Origin of the sequence: Pseudooceanicola sp., from assembly GCF_029213205.1 — a bacterium.
GTDB lineage: Bacteria > Pseudomonadota > Alphaproteobacteria > Rhodobacterales > Rhodobacteraceae > Pseudooceanicola.
Map to the genome: position 1 here is coordinate 22,240 of NZ_JARGNH010000008.1, position 17,962 is coordinate 40,201.

Below are 17,962 nucleotides of genomic sequence, written 5' to 3' on the forward strand. Positions count from 1 at the left end.
GGGCCCGACGCGCCCCTTCAGCCCGACCCCGCTCCGACCCCGGCCAGCAGCAGTGCTGAAATCGGCGCGATGGCGACCCGTCCGGCGCGGTCCTGCAGACCCCAGACCAGCAGCGCCTGCACGGTTTCCGGACGCACCCGGCCAACCATCACCACGCCGCCTTCGGTGCCAGCCCGAAAGGCGGCATGGTCGAGAAAGCGGCGGATCACATTGGCACTCTGTCCATCGCCATCGAAATCACGAAACAGCGTCGCCGCTGGCACGCCAGTCTTGACCGCCAGTTTGCGCGCGGTGTCAAAGCCGTTGGGATACAGCACCAGCCCGTGACCCGAGGCCATCAGCAGATCAGCCAGCTGGTCGGCAGCAGGACGCGACGCCTGCAGCCCCAAACCCGGTTTCTCCATCACTGCGGTGACCTCGGGCAACACGTTGGTCCAGACCTCAAAGGCAGTTTCCAGATCCTTGGCCGTGGCCTCGGGCGCGACCCCGGCGAGCAGCATCACTTCGAACCCTGCCGCCCGGTAATCGGCCATCGCCTGCGCCGCGCCGCTCCAGCTGGGATCGACAGCGATGGTCAGCGGATAAGGGAAATCGCGCAGAACCGAGGCATCGACGGCACCGCTGCCGTCATCCAGCAACACGATCGACATCAGCGGCCGGTTCTCGGGATTGTCAAAGGCCACCGCGTAGCGCCGGATCGGTGGCAGCGACGGGTCATCGGCGGCGGAGGTCTGGGCCGCGGTGGTGGAGTCGCCGGTGGCATTGCCGATCGACGGCAGTCGGGCGCTGCGCATGCCACCGCCGGTTTCGGTCAACCGCGTCGCCGGGCGGCCAACCGCCGGGCCAGAGGTCGCCCCGGGGTTCGGCGGCATCACCGACTCGGCGCGGGCCACCACTGCGGGCGGGGTGGTGTCGGCCTGCGGCACGGTGCCGGATTCCGCCGGGGCGGTGGCCGGATCGGTGGCCGCGACCTGCGGCGCGGCGGTGTCGGCAGCCGGGGCCATCGGCGCCGGATCGGTGGTGCTCGACACTTCGGGTTGTTGCGGCTGTGTCGGCGCGACCGGCGCCACGGCACTGCCGGTGTCGGCTGGCGGTGCAATCTCGGCCTTTGCGGCGACCGGCGGCGCGCTGCCCGTGGGGCTGCGCAGCAGCGGCGCCTCGGCGGCGGCCTGAAGGTCCTGGCTCGGAAAGCCGACCCCGCTCCCCTCGGCGCCGGCATCGGGCGATTGCGGCTGGGTCACATTGGCCGGCACCGCGGTCTGACCGGTGGATTGGGGGACGGCGCGCGGCTCGACCTCGGCCACCGGGGCGCTGGGGGCGTCGGGGGCATTGTCGACCGGGGTGGGCTGCACCGGTGGTGTCTCGCTGCCGTTGCTCCCCGGCAGCGGCGCATCACCAGCCGGGGGCACTGCGGCAAGGCGACTCTCCGGTTCACCGGTTTCCGGGCGATTGCCCGGTTCCTTGGCGGCGGAATCGATCGCGTCGAGCCCGTCACGTCCCGGTGGCGGCGGGCTGTCAGCCTCGGGCGGTTTGCTGACCGCCTCCTGCCCCGGCAAGGTCACCGGCACATCGGCGCGTGACTGGTTGAACTCTGACCCGCCCGGCACTTCGGCGGCGCCAGTGCGCGGCGGCGCATCACCGGGAAGGCTGCCATTCAGCGAAATCACCGCCACAAAAAGGAATGAAATAATCAGACCCCAAAATAGTCCTGAAAAAAATCCGCGACTCACCGCAATTGCCTCATGTTTGGCCCGGCGATTGCCCTGGCCTTATGATATTGACCCCGTGCCCGGCCCCGCCACCCTTGACCTGGACGGCGCCGGCAGAGCATGTAGGACACGCCCCCCAAGACCTGGCCCGAAGAACAGGACCAAAGCACCGGGGATTGCGCCTGTGGCGCATGATACCACAAGATCGGCCACTGCACAGGGGCCAATACCGCCAGCGCCCGCTAGGGGCCGTCACGAAAGGTCAACATCCTGAGATGAGCGATGCCATCAAACCCCTGATCGCCGCCGCCGCCGACCGCGCGCTGAGCCGCGACGAGGCCCGCGCCGCCTTTGACATCCTGTTCCGGGGTGAGGCGACACCCAGCCAGATCGGCGGCTTGCTGATGGCGCTGCGCACCCGTGGCGAAACCGTTGATGAATTCGCCGCCGCCGCTGCTGCGATGCGGGCCTGTTGCAAGCCGGTGCGCGCGCCAGAGGGGGCGATCGACATTGTCGGCACCGGTGGTGACGGCAAGGGCACGCTGAACATTTCCACCGCCACCGCCTTTGTGGTGGCCGGTGCCGGGGTAACGGTGGCCAAGCATGGCAACCGCAACCTCAGTTCGAAATCCGGCGCGGCGGATGCGCTGACCCAGATGGGCATCAACGTGATGGTCGGCCCGGAGGTGGTTGAACAAGCGCTGAAGGAGGTCGGGATCGCCTTTATGATGGCACCGATGCATCACCCGGCGATTGCCCATGTGATGCCGACAAGGACCGAGCTCGGCACGCGGACGATCTTCAACATCCTCGGGCCGCTGACCAACCCCGCCGGGGTCAAACGCCAGCTGACCGGCACGTTTTCGCGGGCGATGATCCGCCCCATGGCGGAAACCCTCCGGGCGCTGGGATCCGAACACGCCTGGCTGGTGCATGGCTCGGACGGCACCGATGAGCTGACGATCACCGGGGTCAGCTGGGTCGCGGCGCTGGAAACCGATGGCGCGATCCGCGAGGCAGAGTTGCATCCCGAGGACGCGGGCCTGCCGGTGCACCCGTTCGAGGCGATCCTCGGCGGCACACCCGAGCAGAACGGCCGCGCCTTTGCTGCGCTGCTGGCCGGTGAAGCCTCGGCCTATCGCGATGCTGTGCTGCTGAACGCCGCCGCCGCGCTGGTCGTCGCCGACAAGGTCAGCGACCTCAAAGAGGGCGTCGAGATGGCGCGTGAAAGCATCGATTCCGGCACCGCCAAGGCCAAGATCGACGGGCTGGCGCGGATCACCTCGGCGCCGGGCTGACAGGTGCTGCCAGCGGCACTTGGTGACTGGCACGACCTGGCATTCTTTGCCGAGGATTGGCCACGAATCCGCGCGGCCTTGGCCCAGGACCCGCGCCAGACCCTGCCGCCTGCGCCCTGCCGCTTTGCGGCGCTGGAGGCGGCGCAACCGGATATGGTGCGCGCCATCATCCTCGGCCAGGACCCCTATCCGACCCCGGGCCATGCCCATGGGCTGGCGTTTTCGGTGGCCAGCAAGGTGCGCCTATTGCCGCGCAGCCTGTCAAATATTTTCAAGGAATTGCAGGCCGATATTGGTGCGGTTCCTGACACCGGAGACCTGCATTTCTGGGCCCGCCAGGGGGTGCTGCTGCTGAACACCGCGCTCAGCGTTCCGGCTGGAGAGGCCGGTGGCCATGCCCGGCTCGGCTGGGACCGGCTGACCCGGCAGGTGCTGGCGCGACTCTCCGATCGCCCGCGCGCCTTTGTGCTCTGGGGCAAGCATGCGCAGGGCTTTGCCGATGCGATCAAGGGCCCGGATCACCTGATTCTGAGCAGTGCCCACCCCTCACCGCTTTCCGCGCGTCGTGGCTTTTTCGGGTCACGGCCATTTTCAAAGGTCAACAACTGGCTTACATCCAATGGGCAGGCGCCGATCAACTGGGCCGATCCCGACGCGAAGTGAAAGACCCGATGAGCGAAACCGTCCTCGACCGAATAAAAACCTACAAACTCGCGGAAATTGCCGCCGACAAAGCGGCCAAACCCTTGGCCGCTGTCGAGGATGAAGCGCATGAGGCGTCGCCAGTGCGCGGCTTTGCCAAGGCGCTGCAAACCGCGGCGCTGCGCGGCTATGGGCTAATCGCCGAAATCAAGAAAGCCTCGCCCTCCAAGGGCTTGATCCGCGCCGATTTTGATCCGCCCGCCCTGGCCCGCGCCTATGAAGAGGGCGGCGCCACCTGTCTGTCGGTGCTGACCGACATGCCCTCGTTCCAGGGCGACAAGGCGTTCCTGCCTGCGGCGCGCGAGGCCTGCAGCCTGCCGGTGCTGCGCAAGGATTTCATGTATGACACCTATCAGGTCGCCGAGGCCCGGGCACTGGGGGCCGATGCGATCCTGATCATCATGGCCTCAGTCAGCGACGATCAGGCGGTTGAACTGGAAGAGGCCGCGACCCGCTGGGGCATGGATGTGCTGATCGAGGTGCATGACGGTGACGAGCTGGAGCGCACCAGCCGGCTGAAATCGCCACTGATCGGCATCAACAACCGCGATCTGCGCAGCTTTGAGACCAACCTCGACACCACCAGGGAACTGGCGCGGCTGGTGCCAATAGATCGGATCATTGTCGCCGAAAGCGGGCTGTCGACGCCCCAGGATCTGGCCGATATGGCCCGCTACGGCGCCCGCTGTTTCCTGATCGGTGAAAGCCTGATGCGCCAGGACAATGTGGCCGAGGCGACAAGGCTGCTGCTGGCCGACCCGCCCGGCGCGCCGGGCATGGGCGGGGGGCTCTGATGACGCTGACCCATTTCGACGGCAAGGGCGACGCGCATATGGTCGATGTCTCGAACAAGCCGGTGACGGATCGGGTGGCGGTGGCTGCCGCCTACATCAAGATGGCGCAGGAAACCTTTGATATCATTTCCGAGGGTCGCGCCAAAAAGGGCGACGTTCTGGGCGTTGCCCGGCTGGCCGGGATCATGGCTGCCAAACGCACCGCCGATCTGATCCCGCTGTGCCATCCGCTGCCGATCACCAAGGTCGCCGTCGAACTGACACCGGATCCGGCGTTGCCCGGCATTCGTATCGAGGCACTGGTCAAGACCACCGGCCAGACCGGTGTCGAGATGGAGGCGCTGACCACCGCCAGCACCGCCGCCTTGACCATCTATGACATGGCCAAGGCGGTGGACCGGGCGATGGAGATCGGCGGGCTGCGGGTGATGCTCAAGGATGGCGGCAAGTCCGGGCGCTTTGAAGCGGATGCAGAAACAGGCGCAAACCCATGATTTCCGTAGAAGACGCGCTGGCACGGCTGTTCGATCTGGTCACCCCGCTGACGGTTGAGGATGTGCCGCTGACCCAGGCGGCGGGCCGGGTGTTGGCGGCGGATGTGCTGGCTCGGCGCGATCAGCCGCCCTTTGCCGCCTCGGCGATGGATGGCTATGCCCTGATTGCCGCCGAGGCCCGCCCCGGCGCCAGGTTTCAGGTGATCGGCGAGGCCGCCGCCGGGACCCGGTTCGCGGGCCGGGTCGGTCCCGGGCAAGCCGTGCGGATCTTCACCGGCGCGCCAATGCCCGAGGGCGCCGACCGGGTGGTGATCCAGGAGGATACCGAGGCCGCTGAGGGCATTGTCACCCTGACCGACGCCCTGGACCAGGGCCCGCATGTGCGCCCTGCCGGTGGCGATTTCCGCATCGGCGACCGGATCAGCGCGCCGCGCCGCCTGTCACCCGCCGATATCGCGCTGGCGGCGGCAATGAATGCGCCGCGGCTGCCGGTGACCCGGCGGCCGGTGGTGGCGCTGATCTCGACCGGCGACGAATTGGTGATGCCGGGCAAGGATCCCGGACCGGATCAGATCATCGCCTCAAACACCTTTGGCCTGAAGGCGCTGCTTGAGGCCGAGGGCGCAGAGGCGCGGCTGCTGCCGATCGCTGGCGACAATGAGGCCAGCCTGCGGATGGCTTTCGCGCTGGCGGCGACTGCCGATCTGATCGTCACCATCGGCGGTGCCTCGGTCGGCGATCACGATCTGGTCGGCAAAGTGGCCGCCGAAATGGGGCTCGACCGAGCGTTCTGGAAGGTGGCGATGCGCCCGGGCAAGCCGCTGATGGCCGGGCGTCTGAATGGCACCGCGATGATCGGACTGCCGGGAAATCCGGTCTCGGCAATGGTATGCGGCCATGTCTTTCTGCGGCCGGTGATCCGCGCCATGCAGGGCTTGCCCGCCGAGGCATTGCGCCCCAGCCCGGCCCGGCTGCTGGCCCCGGTCGCCGCCAACGGGCCGCGCACCCATTATATGCGGGCGGTGATGACAGCCGAGGGCATCCGCGCCTTTGACAGCCAGGACTCGGCGCTGCTGTCGGTGCTTTCGCGCGCCGATTGCTTTCTGATCCGGGCGCCCGATGCCGCCGCCGCCGAAGCCGGCGAGACGGTGCCCTGCCTGATCCTCTGATCCGCCGCCTGGGCCAACGTTCGCCAGAAGCGATTGACACAAAAAGGGAACATGTATAGAACAAAGCGAACCTTTGGCTTTGTGGGGCGGTGTAAATGCTGACCAAGAAACAGCTCGATCTACTTGAATTCATTCATAAACGGACACAACGTGACGGCGTTCCGCCTTCGTTCGATGAGATGAAAGAGGCGCTGGACCTGCGATCGAAATCAGGCATTCACCGGCTGATCACTGCGCTCGAGGAGCGTGGCTTTATCCGCCGTCTGGCGCATCGGGCCCGGGCCATTGAAATCGTCCGCCTGCCCGAGACCCTCGGCGGCGAGGCGACGGTATTCAGCCCCCGGGTGATCGAGGGCGGCGCCCCCGATCCGGGCAAACGCCCCGGTGGCGCGCGGGCGGTGAGCGCGGTCGATGCGGTCGAACTGCCGGTGATGGGCCGGATTGCCGCCGGTGTGCCGATCGAGGCGATTGAACAGATCTCGCATCACGTCGCGGTGCCCGGTGCGATGATTTCCGGCACAGCCGAACATTACGCGCTTGAGGTGCGCGGCGATTCGATGATCGACGCGGGCATCAATGACGGTGATGTGGTGGTGGTGCGTGAACAATCCACCGCCGACAATGGCGACATCGTGGTGGCGCTGGTCGAGGATCGCGAGGCAACGCTGAAACGGCTGTTCCGCCGCGGCGACATGATCGAACTGGTCGCCGCCAATCCCGCCTATGAGACCCGGGTGCTGCCCTCGCATCTGGTCAAGGTGCAGGGGCGGCTGGTCGGGTTGATCCGCAGCTACTGAGCCGGGGTTACTGCGCCGCCAGCGCCAGATTTTTCGAGGTCAGCGCCGGGAGCACCAAAGGCCCGACCGATTTGCCAGAGGGCGCCCAGGGGCGCCCTTTTGCCTGCCCGCTGGCGGTGGTGAACACCCCGTCGCGGTCCAACGCCACCGCCCCGGTGCGGCGCAGCCTTGTGCTGTCCAGCACCAGACAGGACGACAGGCGCGGCGCCGGGGCATTGCTGACCAGCAGCGCGGCACCGTCGCAATCCTCCAGCGCCGCCACCCGCTTGCGCCCGGTGACATGGCGCACCAGATCCTCCGGCACCAGGTTCCAGCGCGCCGCCGCGACCGCCTGACTGGCGCCGTCGCCGTCATTCTCCAGCCAGGTCTGCGCGACAAAGCCAGAGCCGCTGGCCCGGCTCAACGCCCGGCCCTCAGACGTCATCACCCCGACCAACCCGCCGGTTTCATCGACCAGCAACGCCGGTCGCTCTGCCCCCGCCCAGAGCCACAACGCCACCGCCAGCGGCGCCAGCCCGGCCCCCCGCAAGCGCCCGCGCCAGAGGCAGAGCAGCAGCCCACCGAAGGCCAGCAACGGCAGCACCGCCGCATCGGGTGTCGGCACCTGCAGCAGCGCCTCGGGGCGGGCCGCCACCCGGGTGGCGACAGTCAGGATCCAGCCCAGCCCCTGCCCCATCACCCAGAGCGCCGGGGCCGCCAGCCCCAGCGGCATCAGGCAGGCCGAAACCACCGCTGCGGGCATCACCACCAGCCCCATCACCGGCACCGCCAACAGGTTGGCCAACAGTCCCAGCCGGGCGATCTGGTTGAAATGCGCCGCCGCCACCGGCGCCGTCGCCGCCCCGGCCACCGCCGAGGACAGCACCATCGCCAGCACCGGTGCCAGCCAGCGCCAGCGCCCGCTGAGCGGGTGGCGGCGCAGCAGGTCAAAGGCCGCAACCAGCGCCAGTGTCGCGGCAAAGGACATCTGGAATCCGGGGCCGAGCAAGGCCTCGGGCCGCAGCACCAGCACGATCAATGCCGCCAGCGCCACCGCCCGCAAGCTGAGCGCGCGCCGATTGCCGAGCAAGGCGCCAAGCGCCACCGCCACCATGACAAAGGCCCGTTCGGTGGCTACGCTGCCGCCGGACAGCACCAGATAGGCCGCCGCCGCCAGCAGCGCCACCAGGGCCGCGATCTTGTGCAGCGGCCAGCGCAGCGCCGCCCAGGGCCAGCAGGCCAGCGCCAAGCGCACCGCGCCAAAGACGAAGCCAGCCAGCAATCCCATATGCAGCCCGGAAATCGCCAGCAGATGCGCCAGGTTCGACTTGCGCAATGCCGCCAATGTCGCCTGCCCCATACCCGACCGGTCGCCGGTCATCACCGCCGCGCCGAACGCGCCGGTTTCGCCCGGCAGAGCGGCGCGCACCCGGTCGGCAAGCGCCAGGCGCCAACCCAGCACCCGGACCTCTCCCGGTTCCGGCGGCGCCAGGATCAGCGCCGGGGCGCTGGTATAGCCAAGCGCGCCCAGCCGGGCGAACCAGGCGTGGCGACGAAAATCGAACCCGCCGGGTTCGACTGGGCCGCTGGGCGGTGACAGATGTGCGGTGGCGCTGATCCGGGCGCCGGGGATCGGGCGCGCGCCCAAAGGGTCACCATGCAACGACAGGCGCACCCGCTCCGGCACCGCCGCCGGGTCGACGCGCAGCAGGATCACCCGATCGAGGGTCAGGCGCTGCGCATCCGAGGCCGAGCGGTCGATCGCGACGATCCTTCCCTCCACCGGGCCGTAATAGCGAAACCCCAGTACCGGCGCGGCGACCAGCGCACTGCGCGCCGCCGCCGCGTCAAACCCCGCCGCCAACAGGGCCAGCGCCCAGAGCGGCGGGCCGAGCAGGGTTCCAACGCGCAGCGCGGCGCCGCCAAGGCCGAGCGCCAGACCCGCGAGCAGCCACAACGTCCCCGGTCCCGGTTCCCCCGGCCAGGCGAAATAGACCCCGATGCCGGTGCCGAATGCCACCGGCGCCCAGGGGAACAGGTGCCCCTGTTGCGCCGCCAGCAAGATGGCGGGAAGGCGAAGCAGGCCCAGCACTTGTCACCCCCTGCGCACGTCGATAGACAGTCCCGGAGGCTAGCCGGGACTTGGTTAGCAACAGGTTAATCCGCCTCCCAAGGAGCCCGAGATCGCTGGCATGACATCCAAAATCGTCACCCGTTTTGCGCCGTCACCAACCGGCTTTCTGCATATCGGCGGTGCCCGCACCGCGCTGTTCAACTGGCTCTATGCCCGAGGTCGGGGCGGGAAATTCCTGCTCAGGATCGAAGACACCGACCGCGCCCGATCCACCCCCGAGGCAACCCAGGCGATCCTTGACGGTCTGGCCTGGCTCGGGCTTGATCACGACGGCGAACCGGTCAGCCAGTTCGCGCGCGCTGATCGCCACCGCGCTGTGGCGCTGGCGCTGCTGGACAGCGGCCATGCCTATAAATGCTTTGCCACCCAGGACGAGATCCAGGCGTTTCGCGACGCCGCCCGGGCCGAGGGCCGCTCGACCCTGTTCCGCTCGCCCTGGCGCGATGCCGACCCGGCGGATCATCCCGACCTGCCCCATGTGGTCCGGCTGAAAACACCGCAAGAGGGCGCGACGGTGATTGCCGACCGGGTCCAGGGCAATGTCACCATTCGCAACGATCAGCTCGACGACATGGTGCTGCTGCGCTCGGACGGCAACCCGGTCTATATGCTGGCGGTGGTGGTCGATGACCATGACATGGGGGTGACCCATGTGATCCGCGGCGACGACCATCTGAACAACGCCGCCCGGCAGATGGGGATCTACACGGCGATGGGCTGGCCGCTGCCGGTCTATGCCCATATCCCGCTGATCCACGGGCCTGACGGCAAGAAATTGTCGAAACGCCACGGTGCCCTCGGGGTCGAGGAATACCGCGATATGGGCTATCCCGCCGCCGCGATGCGCAATTACCTGGCGCGGCTGGGCTGGAGCCATGGCGACGACGAATTCTTTGACGATGCCCAGGCCCAGGCCTGGTTTGACCTCGACGGGATCGGCAAGGCGGCGGCGCGGTTTGATTTCAAGAAGCTCGACAACCTGTCCGGCCGTCACATCGCCAGCACCGACGATGCGACGCTGCTGCATGAGGTCGAGGCCTTTTTGAACGCAACCAATCAGCCGCCGCTGGCAGGCGTTCCACATATACGGCTTTCACAGGCGATGCCGTTCTTAAAGGAACGTGCCAAGACTTTCCCGGAATTGCTTGAAAAAGCGCATTTTGCGATTGCTGAGCGACCGATTCAACCTGATGAAAAATCAGCCGCTGCGCTGGATGATCAGGCGCGTGGATGGCTGTCGGAATTGACGCCGCACCTGCAAAATGCTAGCTGGTCGAGAGATGAGCTCGATGGCATTCTGAACCGGTTTGCAGAGGATCAACAAACCAAATTCGGTAAGCTGGCGGCACCTTTACGCGCCGCGCTGGCGGGACGCGCCGCAACCCCGAGCGTATTCGACATGATGCTTGTCCTGGGCCGCGATGAAACGCTGGCCAGGATCGCGGAGGCCGCGTCGGCCTGACCCGCGACAGCCAAATTACCGCCTCGCAAGATGCGGTGACGAACGGAAAGACGCCGGCCAGACCGGCTCGGAACAGAGGAAGGTAAAGTTAATGGCGGATACGAACAAAACGGCAACGCTGACCATCGGGAACAGCAGCTACGACCTTCCGATCCTGTCGCCCACCGAAGGGCCCGACGTGATCGATGTGCGCAAGCTCTATGGCCAGGCCGATGTCTTCACCTATGATCCGGGCTTTACCTCCACCGCCTCCTGCGACAGCGCCATCACCTTTATCGACGGCGAAGAAGGGGTGCTGCTGCACCGCGGCTATCCGATCGACCAGCTGGCGTCGAAATCGCATTACCTCGAAGTCTGCTATCTGTTGCTTTACGGTGAACTGCCCACCGCCGCGCAGCTGGAAGATTTCGAAAGTCGGGTGACCAATCACACCATGGTGCATGAACAGATGCACCGGTTCTTTACCGGGTTCCGTCGCGACGCGCATCCGATGGCGATCATGACCGGCGTGGTCGGGGCGATGTCCGCCTTTTATCATGACAGCCTCGATATCCAGGATCCCTGGCATCGTGAGGTCGCCTCGATCCGGCTGATCGCCAAGATGCCGACCATCGCCGCGATGGCGTTCAAATATTCGGTCGGCCAGCCCTTTGTTTATCCGCGCAACGACCTGGATTATGCCAGCAACTTCCTGCGCATGTGCTTTGCCGTGCCGGCAGAGGAATACGAGGTGAACCCGATCCTCGCCCGCGCCATGGACCGGATCTTCACCCTGCATGCGGATCACGAGCAGAACGCCTCGACCTCGACGGTGCGCCTCGCCTCCTCCTCGGGCGCCAACCCGTTTGCCTGTATCGCCGCCGGCATCGCCTGTCTCTGGGGCCCGGCGCATGGTGGCGCCAACCAGGCGGCGCTGGAATCTCTCAAGGAAATCGGCACCCCCGACCGGATCCCCGAATTCATCGCCCGCGCCAAGGACAAGGACGATCCGTTCCGGCTGATGGGCTTTGGCCACCGGGTCTATAAGAACTTCGATCCCCGCGCGACGGTGATGAAGCAATCTGCCGACGAGGTGTTGGAGCTGCTCGGGGTTGAGAACAACCCGCTGCTGCAAGTCGCCAAGCAGGTCGAAAAGACCGCGCTGGAGGATCCCTATTTCATCGAACGGAAATTGTTCCCCAACGTCGATTTCTATTCCGGCATCATCCTCGAGGCGATGGGCTTTCCCACCTCGATGTTCACACCGATCTTTGCGGTGTCGCGGACGGTCGGCTGGATCAGCCAGTGGAAAGAGATGATCGAGGATCCGCAGATGAAAATCGGCCGTCCCCGGCAGCTTTACACCGGGGTCTCGGCGCGCGAATACGTCGATGTCGAAAACCGCTAAGCATCTGGTTTTACAATAAAGAAAGGGCGGGTTTCCCCGCCCTTTTTTCATCTCCGGCTTCATGGTCGCCTGGCAATCCGGCCGGGTCAGCGGCCTTCGAAATGCGGCGCGCGTTTTTCGATGAAGGCGATCACCCCCTCCTGAAAATCGCGGCTTTGCCCGCAGGCGCCCTGGGCCTTGCCCTCGGCATTCAACTGCGACTCAAGCGTGTTGTCCCAAGAGGCGCGGATCACCTCCTTGATCTTGCCATAGGTCAGGGTCGGCCCATTCGCCAGATGCGCGGCTCGCGCCTGCCAGGTGGTTGCGAAATCGGCATCCGCCACATGTTCCCAGATCAGCCCCCATTCATCGGCCTGTTTGGCGCTGATCTTGTCGGCAAACAAGGCCGCGCCCATTGCCTTGGCCAGGCCCATATTGCGCGGCATCGTCCAGGTGCCGCCGGCATCCGGGATCAGCCCGATGCGGCTGAAGGCCTGCAGGAAATAGGCGCTTTCGGTTGCGATCACCACATCAGCGGCCAGCGCCAGATTGGCCCCGGCCCCGGCGGCCGGGCCATTCACCGCGCTGATCGTCGGCACCGGGCAATCGACAATGGCGCGCAGCATCGGCAGGTATTCGTCGCGCAGGGTACGTTCCAGATCGGGATTGGCGATGGTGCCGCGATCGCTCAGATCCTGCCCCGAACAAAAGGCACGACCGGCGCCGGTGATCACCACCACCCGGGCCTTGCGCCCCGCCTCGGTCATCGCATCGGTGATCTCGGCCCGCATCTGGCCGTTCAGCGCATTCATCACATCGGGGCGGTCCAATTGCACAATGGCAATGTTGTCGGCAATGTTCAGCGTGATTGTCTGGTAATCCATTGGGTGTTCCTTTCCGCTGGGGTTGCCGCCAATCAAACGCAATTTGGCGGTGGCGAAAAGGCCAACCGGACGTCAGCGCTTGAGGATTTCATCCAGCCGGGCTTGTTCACCAGGGCTGAGCGCGCCCTCGCCCGCCGCACTGGCCGCGGCGCGGCGGCGGATATAGACCAGCCCGCCCGCCAAAGACAGGATCAACAGCCCCGGCCCTGCCGCCCAGAGCAGCCAATTGGCGCCGCCGGTGGTCGGTTTCAGCAACACATATTCGCCGTAGCGCGCCACGATATAGGCGATCACCTCGGCATCGCTGTCACCGGCCAGCAGCCGTTCGCGCACCAACAGGCGCAGGTCGCGGGCCAGATCGGCGTTGCTGTCGTCGATATTCTCATTGCGGCAGACCAGGCACCGCAGCCCCTGCGAAATCTCACGCGCCCGGGCCTCAAGAACCGGGTCCGCCAGCATCTCGTCCGGTTGCACCGCCAGCGCCGGGGTGGTCGCAACCAGCAAGGCCAGTATCAGCCCCGAAATCCAGCCCGTCGCAGGCGCCCTCATTCCGCCGCCACCGGTTTCATTGTCGCGCGGCGGGCGCCGGCCGCCACCCGAAAGCGCCGGTCGGTGAGGCTGAGAAAGCCGCCAAGTGCCATCAGGATCGCACCGCCCCAGATCCAATTGGCCAGAGGCTTGTAATAGCTGCGCATCGCCCAGCCGCCGCCGTCCTGCGGATCGCCGATCACCACATAGATGTCGCGCAGAAACCCGTTGTCGATCGCCGCCTCGGTGGTCGGCATCGCCGCCACCGGGTAGAATCGCTTCTCGGGGTAAAGGGTTGAGATCACCTGCCCGTCGCGGCTGAGGGTCACCTCACCGGTGGTCGAGATGTAATTCGGCCCCTCGATCCGGTCGACCCGATCCAGGGTGATCTCATAGCCGGACAGGGCAACGCTGTCGCCGAGTTTGACCACCCGAATATCCTCGGTCTGCCAGGCCATCATCGCGGCAATCCCGGCCATGGTGACGCCGAGACCGGCATGGGCGGTGGATTTGCCCCAATCGGCGCGTGGCAGGCGGCGCAGACGGGCCAGCCGCCCGGTACCGCGCCCGGTGCGCGACCAGAGGTCGGTCAATGCCCCGGCCACCAGCCAGGCGCCCAGCCCCAGGCCCACCGGCCCCAGTGCCGAGCGGCCCGATTGCACCGCCCAGGCGAGCGTCAGTACCGCCAGCCCCAACACCGCAGCGGGCACCAGGCGGCGGGCCACCCGGCCAAGCTGCGCCCGTTTCCAGGGCAGCATCGCGCCGAATGGCATGACCAATCCGATAGCGATCATGAAGGGGGTAAAGGCCATGTCAAAGAACGGCGCCCCGACCGATAGCTTCCGACCAAAGGCCAGCTCCGCCACCAGCGGCCAGATGGTGCCGATAAAGACCACGAATGCCGCGACCGCCAACAGGATATTGTTCAGCACCAGCCCGCTTTCGCGGCTGATCACCGAAAACACCCCACGCGACACCAGAGCCTCGGCGCGGATCGCAAACAGGGTCAGCGCCCCGCCCATGAACACCGTCAGGATGATCAACAGGAACATCCCGCGCTCGGGGTCATTGGCAAAGGCATGCACCGAGGTGATGATGCCGGATCGGGTGATGAAGCCCCCGAGCAGCGAGAACCCGAAGGCGAGAATCGCCAGCAGGATCGTCCAGGCCTTCAGGCTTTCGCGTTTTTCCACCACGGTGGCCGAATGCAGCAGAGCGGCGGCGATCAGCCAGGGCATGAAGCTGGCGTTCTCGACCGGATCCCAGAACCAGAACCCGCCCCAGCCCAATTCGTAATAGGCCCACCACGACCCCAGCGCGATGCCGATGGTCAGAAAGATCCAGGCCGCCAGCGTCCAGGGCCGCACCCAGCGCCCCCAGGCCGCATCGACCCGCCCCTCGATCAGGGCGGCGACGGCAAAGCTGAACGCCATGCTCAGCCCGACGTAGCCGAGGTAGAGAAACGGCGGGTGAAAGGCGAGGCCGGGGTCCTGCAACAATGGATTGAGGTCGCGCCCATCCATCGGCGGCACCGCCAGACGCAGGAACGGGTTCGAGGTGAACAGGATAAACGCCAGGAACGCCACCCCGATCAGCCCCTGCACCGCCAATACCCGGGCGCGCAGGCTGTCGGGCAGATCCTTGCCGAACCAGACCACCGCCGCCCCGAACAGTGCCACGATCAGCGACCAGAGCAGCATGGAGCCTTCGTGATTGCCCCAGACCCCGGTCACTTTGTAGAGCATCGGCTTCAGTGAATGGCTGTTTCCGGTCACCAGCCGCAGTGAGAAATCCGAGGTCACAAAGGCATGGGTCAGCGCGCCAAAGGCAAAGGCGATCAGCAGGAATTGCGCCGTCGCCGCCGGTTCGGCCAGCGCCATCAGCCCCGGAGAGCGGCGCGCCGCACCGACGAGCGGCAGCGTCGCCTGCACCAGGGCGACCACAAAGGCGAGGATCAGCGAGAAATGTCCGAGTTCAGCAAGCATGCCTGCTTATAGGCAACGGCGGCGGGGCGTCCAATCGGAATTCAGCGACAGCGGCGATCACTTTGTCGGGGGACCGCCGGGCGGACCTCAGGCGACCGCCCTCTGGCGGCGCCATTCCTCCAGCGCCGGATTGGCATCCACCGCCATGCTCGCCACTGCCAGCGGCGCTGCCGCCACGCCGGGGCTGTCGGCGCGCAGGTCGCGCAGCGCGTCGATATTGGCGACGACCTGCGGCACCCGGGCCATATTGGCGGTGACATCGCGTTGAAATTGCTGGTTCTTCAACTGATGCCTCGCGCCGAAATAAAAGCTGACGACCGCCCCCATCAACCACCACAGCGCCTCGGGCACCAGCGCCAGCCCCTGCATCCGTTCGGCAAACCAGATGGGATCGATCATCGCCGCAACGATCAGCCCGATGGTGCCGAGCGCCAGCAGCGGACGCGGCAACCGGTTGATGCCGTCGATCAGCACATCGAAGCGGCTGCGGCACTGGCCGAATTCCGCTGAAAACTGGCTCAGCGCCGCCTCGGCGCGGGCGTGATCGCGCGCCGCCCCGGCCTCGGCGTTTTCGTGAAACACCTCGGCGGTGTCGCGCAGCAGATTGGCGCCACCGCCGAACATCAGGGTCAGAACCCGTTCGATCATCCCCATGCCGACACCCTTTCGCGAAATGCCGCCGCGTCCAGATGGAACCGCGGCGCGATGAACTCTTCGGCCCGCTTGATCCAGCCGCCTTTGCCACCGGCCCGGGTGATCGCGTATTTGCGGCTGGCCGGGCGTTGATCTGCCAAGCGGAAGTAATAATTGCGCCGCGCGATGCCATAGGCATCGACCAGATGGTCCGGTGCGGTCTCGGCGGCGGCGGCGGCGGCGCGGATGGTCTGCGGGCCAATGGCGCCATCAGCGTTCAGCGGCCAGCCCATATCAGACAGCAGGCGTTGCAGGATCTTGACCGCATTGCCACCGGCATTGACATACATGTCAAACACACTCGCCCAGAGGGGCTCGGGCAGGTCAGCGATGCGCGAACGACGAAAATACTGATCGAGAAAGATATCGATCGCCTGGTCGCGGCTGAGCTGCTGCACATCTGCGGGGCTGATCGCGCCGTCGCCGTTCAGATCCAGCCGCAGGCGGCGCATCGTGTGAATGGTCACGCCCCAATTGGTCGCCCCGCCCGGATCGTCAGGATCGTTTACATAGCCGCCTTCGCGGGCGACGATATCTTCGGCAATTTTTCGGACCTGATCCGTCATGATGCACCCCCAGATTGCGGGGGCAGACTCCGGTCGGATTGGTTAACGTCAGCCTTCGCCGCCGTCCGCTGCCTTATAGACATTCTGCTCTTTCAAGGCGTCGATGACCTCTTTCGGCATATAGCTTTCGTCATGCTTGGCCAGAATTTCCGAGGCTTCAAACACCCCGCCGACATAGCGCCCAGTGCCGATCATCCCCTGATTCTCGCCAAACAAATCCGGCAGGACCCCGCGATAGCTGACCGGAACGGTGGCGCCGCCATCGGTTACCCGAAAGCGGATCACCTCACCCTGCCCGCGCGCCAGAGACCCGTCCTCGACCAACCCGCCAATACGAAACACCTCATCCGCCCGCGGCGGTTCGGCCAGCACCTGACTGGGCGAGCGAAAGAAGTTGATGCCATCGCGCATCCCATAGCCGATCAGCGCCGTCGACACCGCCAGCGCCAGAGCGGCCAGCGCGATGATCTGGATGCGACGTTTCTTTTTCAGCCCCTTCATCGGATCCTCACCAGTTGCTTTCTGCCAGAACGATAGCAGACCTCAGATAGGCACCACATTGATCTGCGTCCATCAGGCTGCAACAAAAGTGATCGGCCGACGCAGGAATTGTGTTGCCCGCTGCGACACCCGAGCCGGATCGCCGGTGGTCAGAAACAGGCTCTCGTCGCCACTGCCACGCATATGCGGGTGCCGGTTCAGATAATCCTCAAGCGAGGCCGCGACCAGTTTGGCCTGCGAAAACACCGTCACCTCGGCGCCAAGCGCCTCCTGAAACACCTGCTCCATCAGCGGGTAATGGGTGCAGCCCAGGATCGCCGCCTGCGGGTTCGGCATCTTGCGCTTCAACGCATCGACATGGCTGCGTACCAGCGCATCGGCCAGAATCATGTCGCCATCCTCGATCGCATCGACGACGCCGCCGCAGGCCTGCGCCTCGACATCCACGCCGATGGCGCGAAACGCCAATTCGCGCTGAAATGCGCGGCTGGCGACGGTGGCGGGGGTGGCGAACAGCGCCGTATGTTTCACCGCGACCTCGCGCGGCGGGGAATTGTCACCCCATTGCCGTTCGGTCAGCGCCTCGATCAGCGGCACCATGACGCCCAGCACCCGCTTGTCACGCGGCACCCAGCTTTCCTGCATCCGCCGCAGGGCCGAGGCGCTGGCGGTGTTGCAGGCCAGGATCACCAGGTTGCAGCCACGCTCGAACATATTGGCGACGGCGGCGGTGGTCAGCTCATAGATGTCATTGGCATCGCGGACACCATAGGGCGCATGGGCGTTGTCGCCGAAATAGATCAGCGGCAGGTCAGGCATATGCGCCGCCACGGCGTCCAGCACCGTCAGCCCGCCAAGCCCCGAATCAAATACCCCAACCGCCATGTCAGCCTCCGCAAAT

The 17,962-nt window shown here is 66.1% G+C and carries 17 protein-coding genes; 8 read left to right on the forward strand and 9 right to left on the reverse strand.

Translation table 11 applies throughout. The annotated features are described in order from the left end of the window. Positions 1 to 17 precede the first annotated feature (17 nt). Entirely contained in the window at positions 18 to 1,673 is a 1,656-nt protein-coding gene (locus P1U48_RS08320; protein ID WP_301068483.1) for a divergent polysaccharide deacetylase family protein, read from the reverse strand. A 311-nt stretch (positions 1,674 to 1,984) separates the two neighbouring features. On the opposite strand from P1U48_RS08320, the gene trpD reads away from it, so the two are divergent. The 6 genes from trpD (at position 1,985) to lexA (ending at position 6,963) form a co-directional block, all read left to right on the forward strand. Further along, complete coding sequence (gene trpD / locus P1U48_RS08325; protein ID WP_301068484.1) at positions 1,985 to 3,007, forward strand: anthranilate phosphoribosyltransferase; 1,023 nt, start codon at positions 1,985 to 1,987, stop codon at positions 3,005 to 3,007. Positions 3,008 to 3,010: 3 nt separating this feature from the next. Beyond that, positions 3,011 to 3,670, forward strand: coding sequence for a uracil-DNA glycosylase (locus P1U48_RS08330; RefSeq protein WP_301068485.1), 660 nt, complete (start codon positions 3,011 to 3,013; stop codon positions 3,668 to 3,670). Between the two features lie 8 nt (positions 3,671 to 3,678). Continuing rightward, positions 3,679 to 4,503, forward strand: coding sequence for an indole-3-glycerol phosphate synthase TrpC (gene trpC, locus P1U48_RS08335; RefSeq protein ID WP_301068486.1), 825 nt, complete (start codon positions 3,679 to 3,681; stop codon positions 4,501 to 4,503). After that, a complete protein-coding gene (gene moaC / locus P1U48_RS08340; RefSeq protein ID WP_301068487.1) occupies positions 4,503 to 4,997 on the forward strand; it encodes a cyclic pyranopterin monophosphate synthase MoaC in 495 nt (164 codons plus the stop codon). The genes trpC and moaC overlap by 1 nt, the downstream gene beginning before the upstream one ends. Next, complete coding sequence (gene glp, locus P1U48_RS08345; protein ID WP_301068488.1) at positions 4,994 to 6,166, forward strand: gephyrin-like molybdotransferase Glp; 1,173 nt, start codon at positions 4,994 to 4,996, stop codon at positions 6,164 to 6,166. The genes moaC and glp overlap by 4 nt, the downstream gene beginning before the upstream one ends. A gap of 95 nt (positions 6,167 to 6,261) precedes the next feature. Continuing rightward, positions 6,262 to 6,963, forward strand: a complete 702-nt coding sequence (gene lexA, locus P1U48_RS08350) for a transcriptional repressor LexA (RefSeq protein WP_301068489.1) — start codon at positions 6,262 to 6,264, stop codon at positions 6,961 to 6,963. Between the two features lie 7 nt (positions 6,964 to 6,970). Here lexA and P1U48_RS08355 read toward each other — a convergent pair whose 3' ends face one another. Continuing rightward, positions 6,971 to 9,034: a ComEC/Rec2 family competence protein gene (locus P1U48_RS08355; RefSeq protein ID WP_301068490.1), complete on the reverse strand. Its 2,064-nt coding sequence runs from the start codon at positions 9,032 to 9,034 to the stop codon at positions 6,971 to 6,973. A gap of 100 nt (positions 9,035 to 9,134) precedes the next feature. Here P1U48_RS08355 and gltX point away from each other — a divergent pair, with 100 nt between their 5' ends. Next, on the forward strand, positions 9,135 to 10,538 hold the full coding sequence (gene gltX / locus P1U48_RS08360) for a glutamate--tRNA ligase (protein ID WP_301068491.1): 1,404 nt from the start codon (positions 9,135 to 9,137) through the stop codon (positions 10,536 to 10,538). Positions 10,539 to 10,629: 91 nt separating this feature from the next. Next, positions 10,630 to 11,925, forward strand: a complete 1,296-nt coding sequence (locus tag P1U48_RS08365) for a citrate synthase (RefSeq protein ID WP_301068492.1) — start codon at positions 10,630 to 10,632, stop codon at positions 11,923 to 11,925. 86 nt (positions 11,926 to 12,011) lie between these two features. On the opposite strand, the gene P1U48_RS08370 is transcribed toward P1U48_RS08365, so the two are convergent. From P1U48_RS08370 to P1U48_RS08400, 7 genes are all read right to left on the reverse strand, one after another. Further along, positions 12,012 to 12,788 (reverse strand): enoyl-CoA hydratase-related protein, encoded by a 777-nt coding sequence (locus P1U48_RS08370; RefSeq protein ID WP_301068493.1) that lies wholly within the window; start codon positions 12,786 to 12,788, stop codon positions 12,012 to 12,014. Positions 12,789 to 12,860: 72 nt separating this feature from the next. Then, entirely contained in the window at positions 12,861 to 13,337 is a 477-nt protein-coding gene (locus P1U48_RS08375; protein WP_301068494.1) for a cytochrome c-type biogenesis protein, read from the reverse strand. Further along, positions 13,334 to 15,301 (reverse strand): heme lyase CcmF/NrfE family subunit, encoded by a 1,968-nt coding sequence (locus P1U48_RS08380; RefSeq protein WP_301068495.1) that lies wholly within the window; start codon positions 15,299 to 15,301, stop codon positions 13,334 to 13,336. The genes P1U48_RS08375 and P1U48_RS08380 overlap by 4 nt, the downstream gene beginning before the upstream one ends. 87 nt (positions 15,302 to 15,388) lie before the next feature. After that, positions 15,389 to 15,955 carry a holin family protein gene (locus P1U48_RS08385; RefSeq protein ID WP_301068496.1) on the reverse strand — a complete coding sequence of 189 codons (567 nt, stop codon included), beginning with the start codon at positions 15,953 to 15,955 and terminating at the stop codon, positions 15,389 to 15,391. Then, positions 15,946 to 16,560: a holin-associated N-acetylmuramidase gene (locus tag P1U48_RS08390; RefSeq protein ID WP_301068498.1), complete on the reverse strand. Its 615-nt coding sequence runs from the start codon at positions 16,558 to 16,560 to the stop codon at positions 15,946 to 15,948. The genes P1U48_RS08385 and P1U48_RS08390 overlap by 10 nt, the downstream gene beginning before the upstream one ends. Positions 16,561 to 16,608: 48 nt before the next feature. Next, positions 16,609 to 17,061 (reverse strand): cytochrome c maturation protein CcmE, encoded by a 453-nt coding sequence (gene ccmE / locus P1U48_RS08395; protein WP_301068499.1) that lies wholly within the window; start codon positions 17,059 to 17,061, stop codon positions 16,609 to 16,611. A gap of 72 nt (positions 17,062 to 17,133) precedes the next feature. Beyond that, the gene (locus P1U48_RS08400) at positions 17,134 to 17,946 is read right to left on the reverse strand and encodes an aspartate/glutamate racemase family protein (protein WP_301068501.1); all 813 of its coding nucleotides are present in this window, start codon (positions 17,944 to 17,946) and stop codon (positions 17,134 to 17,136) included. Positions 17,947 to 17,962 lie beyond the last annotated feature (16 nt).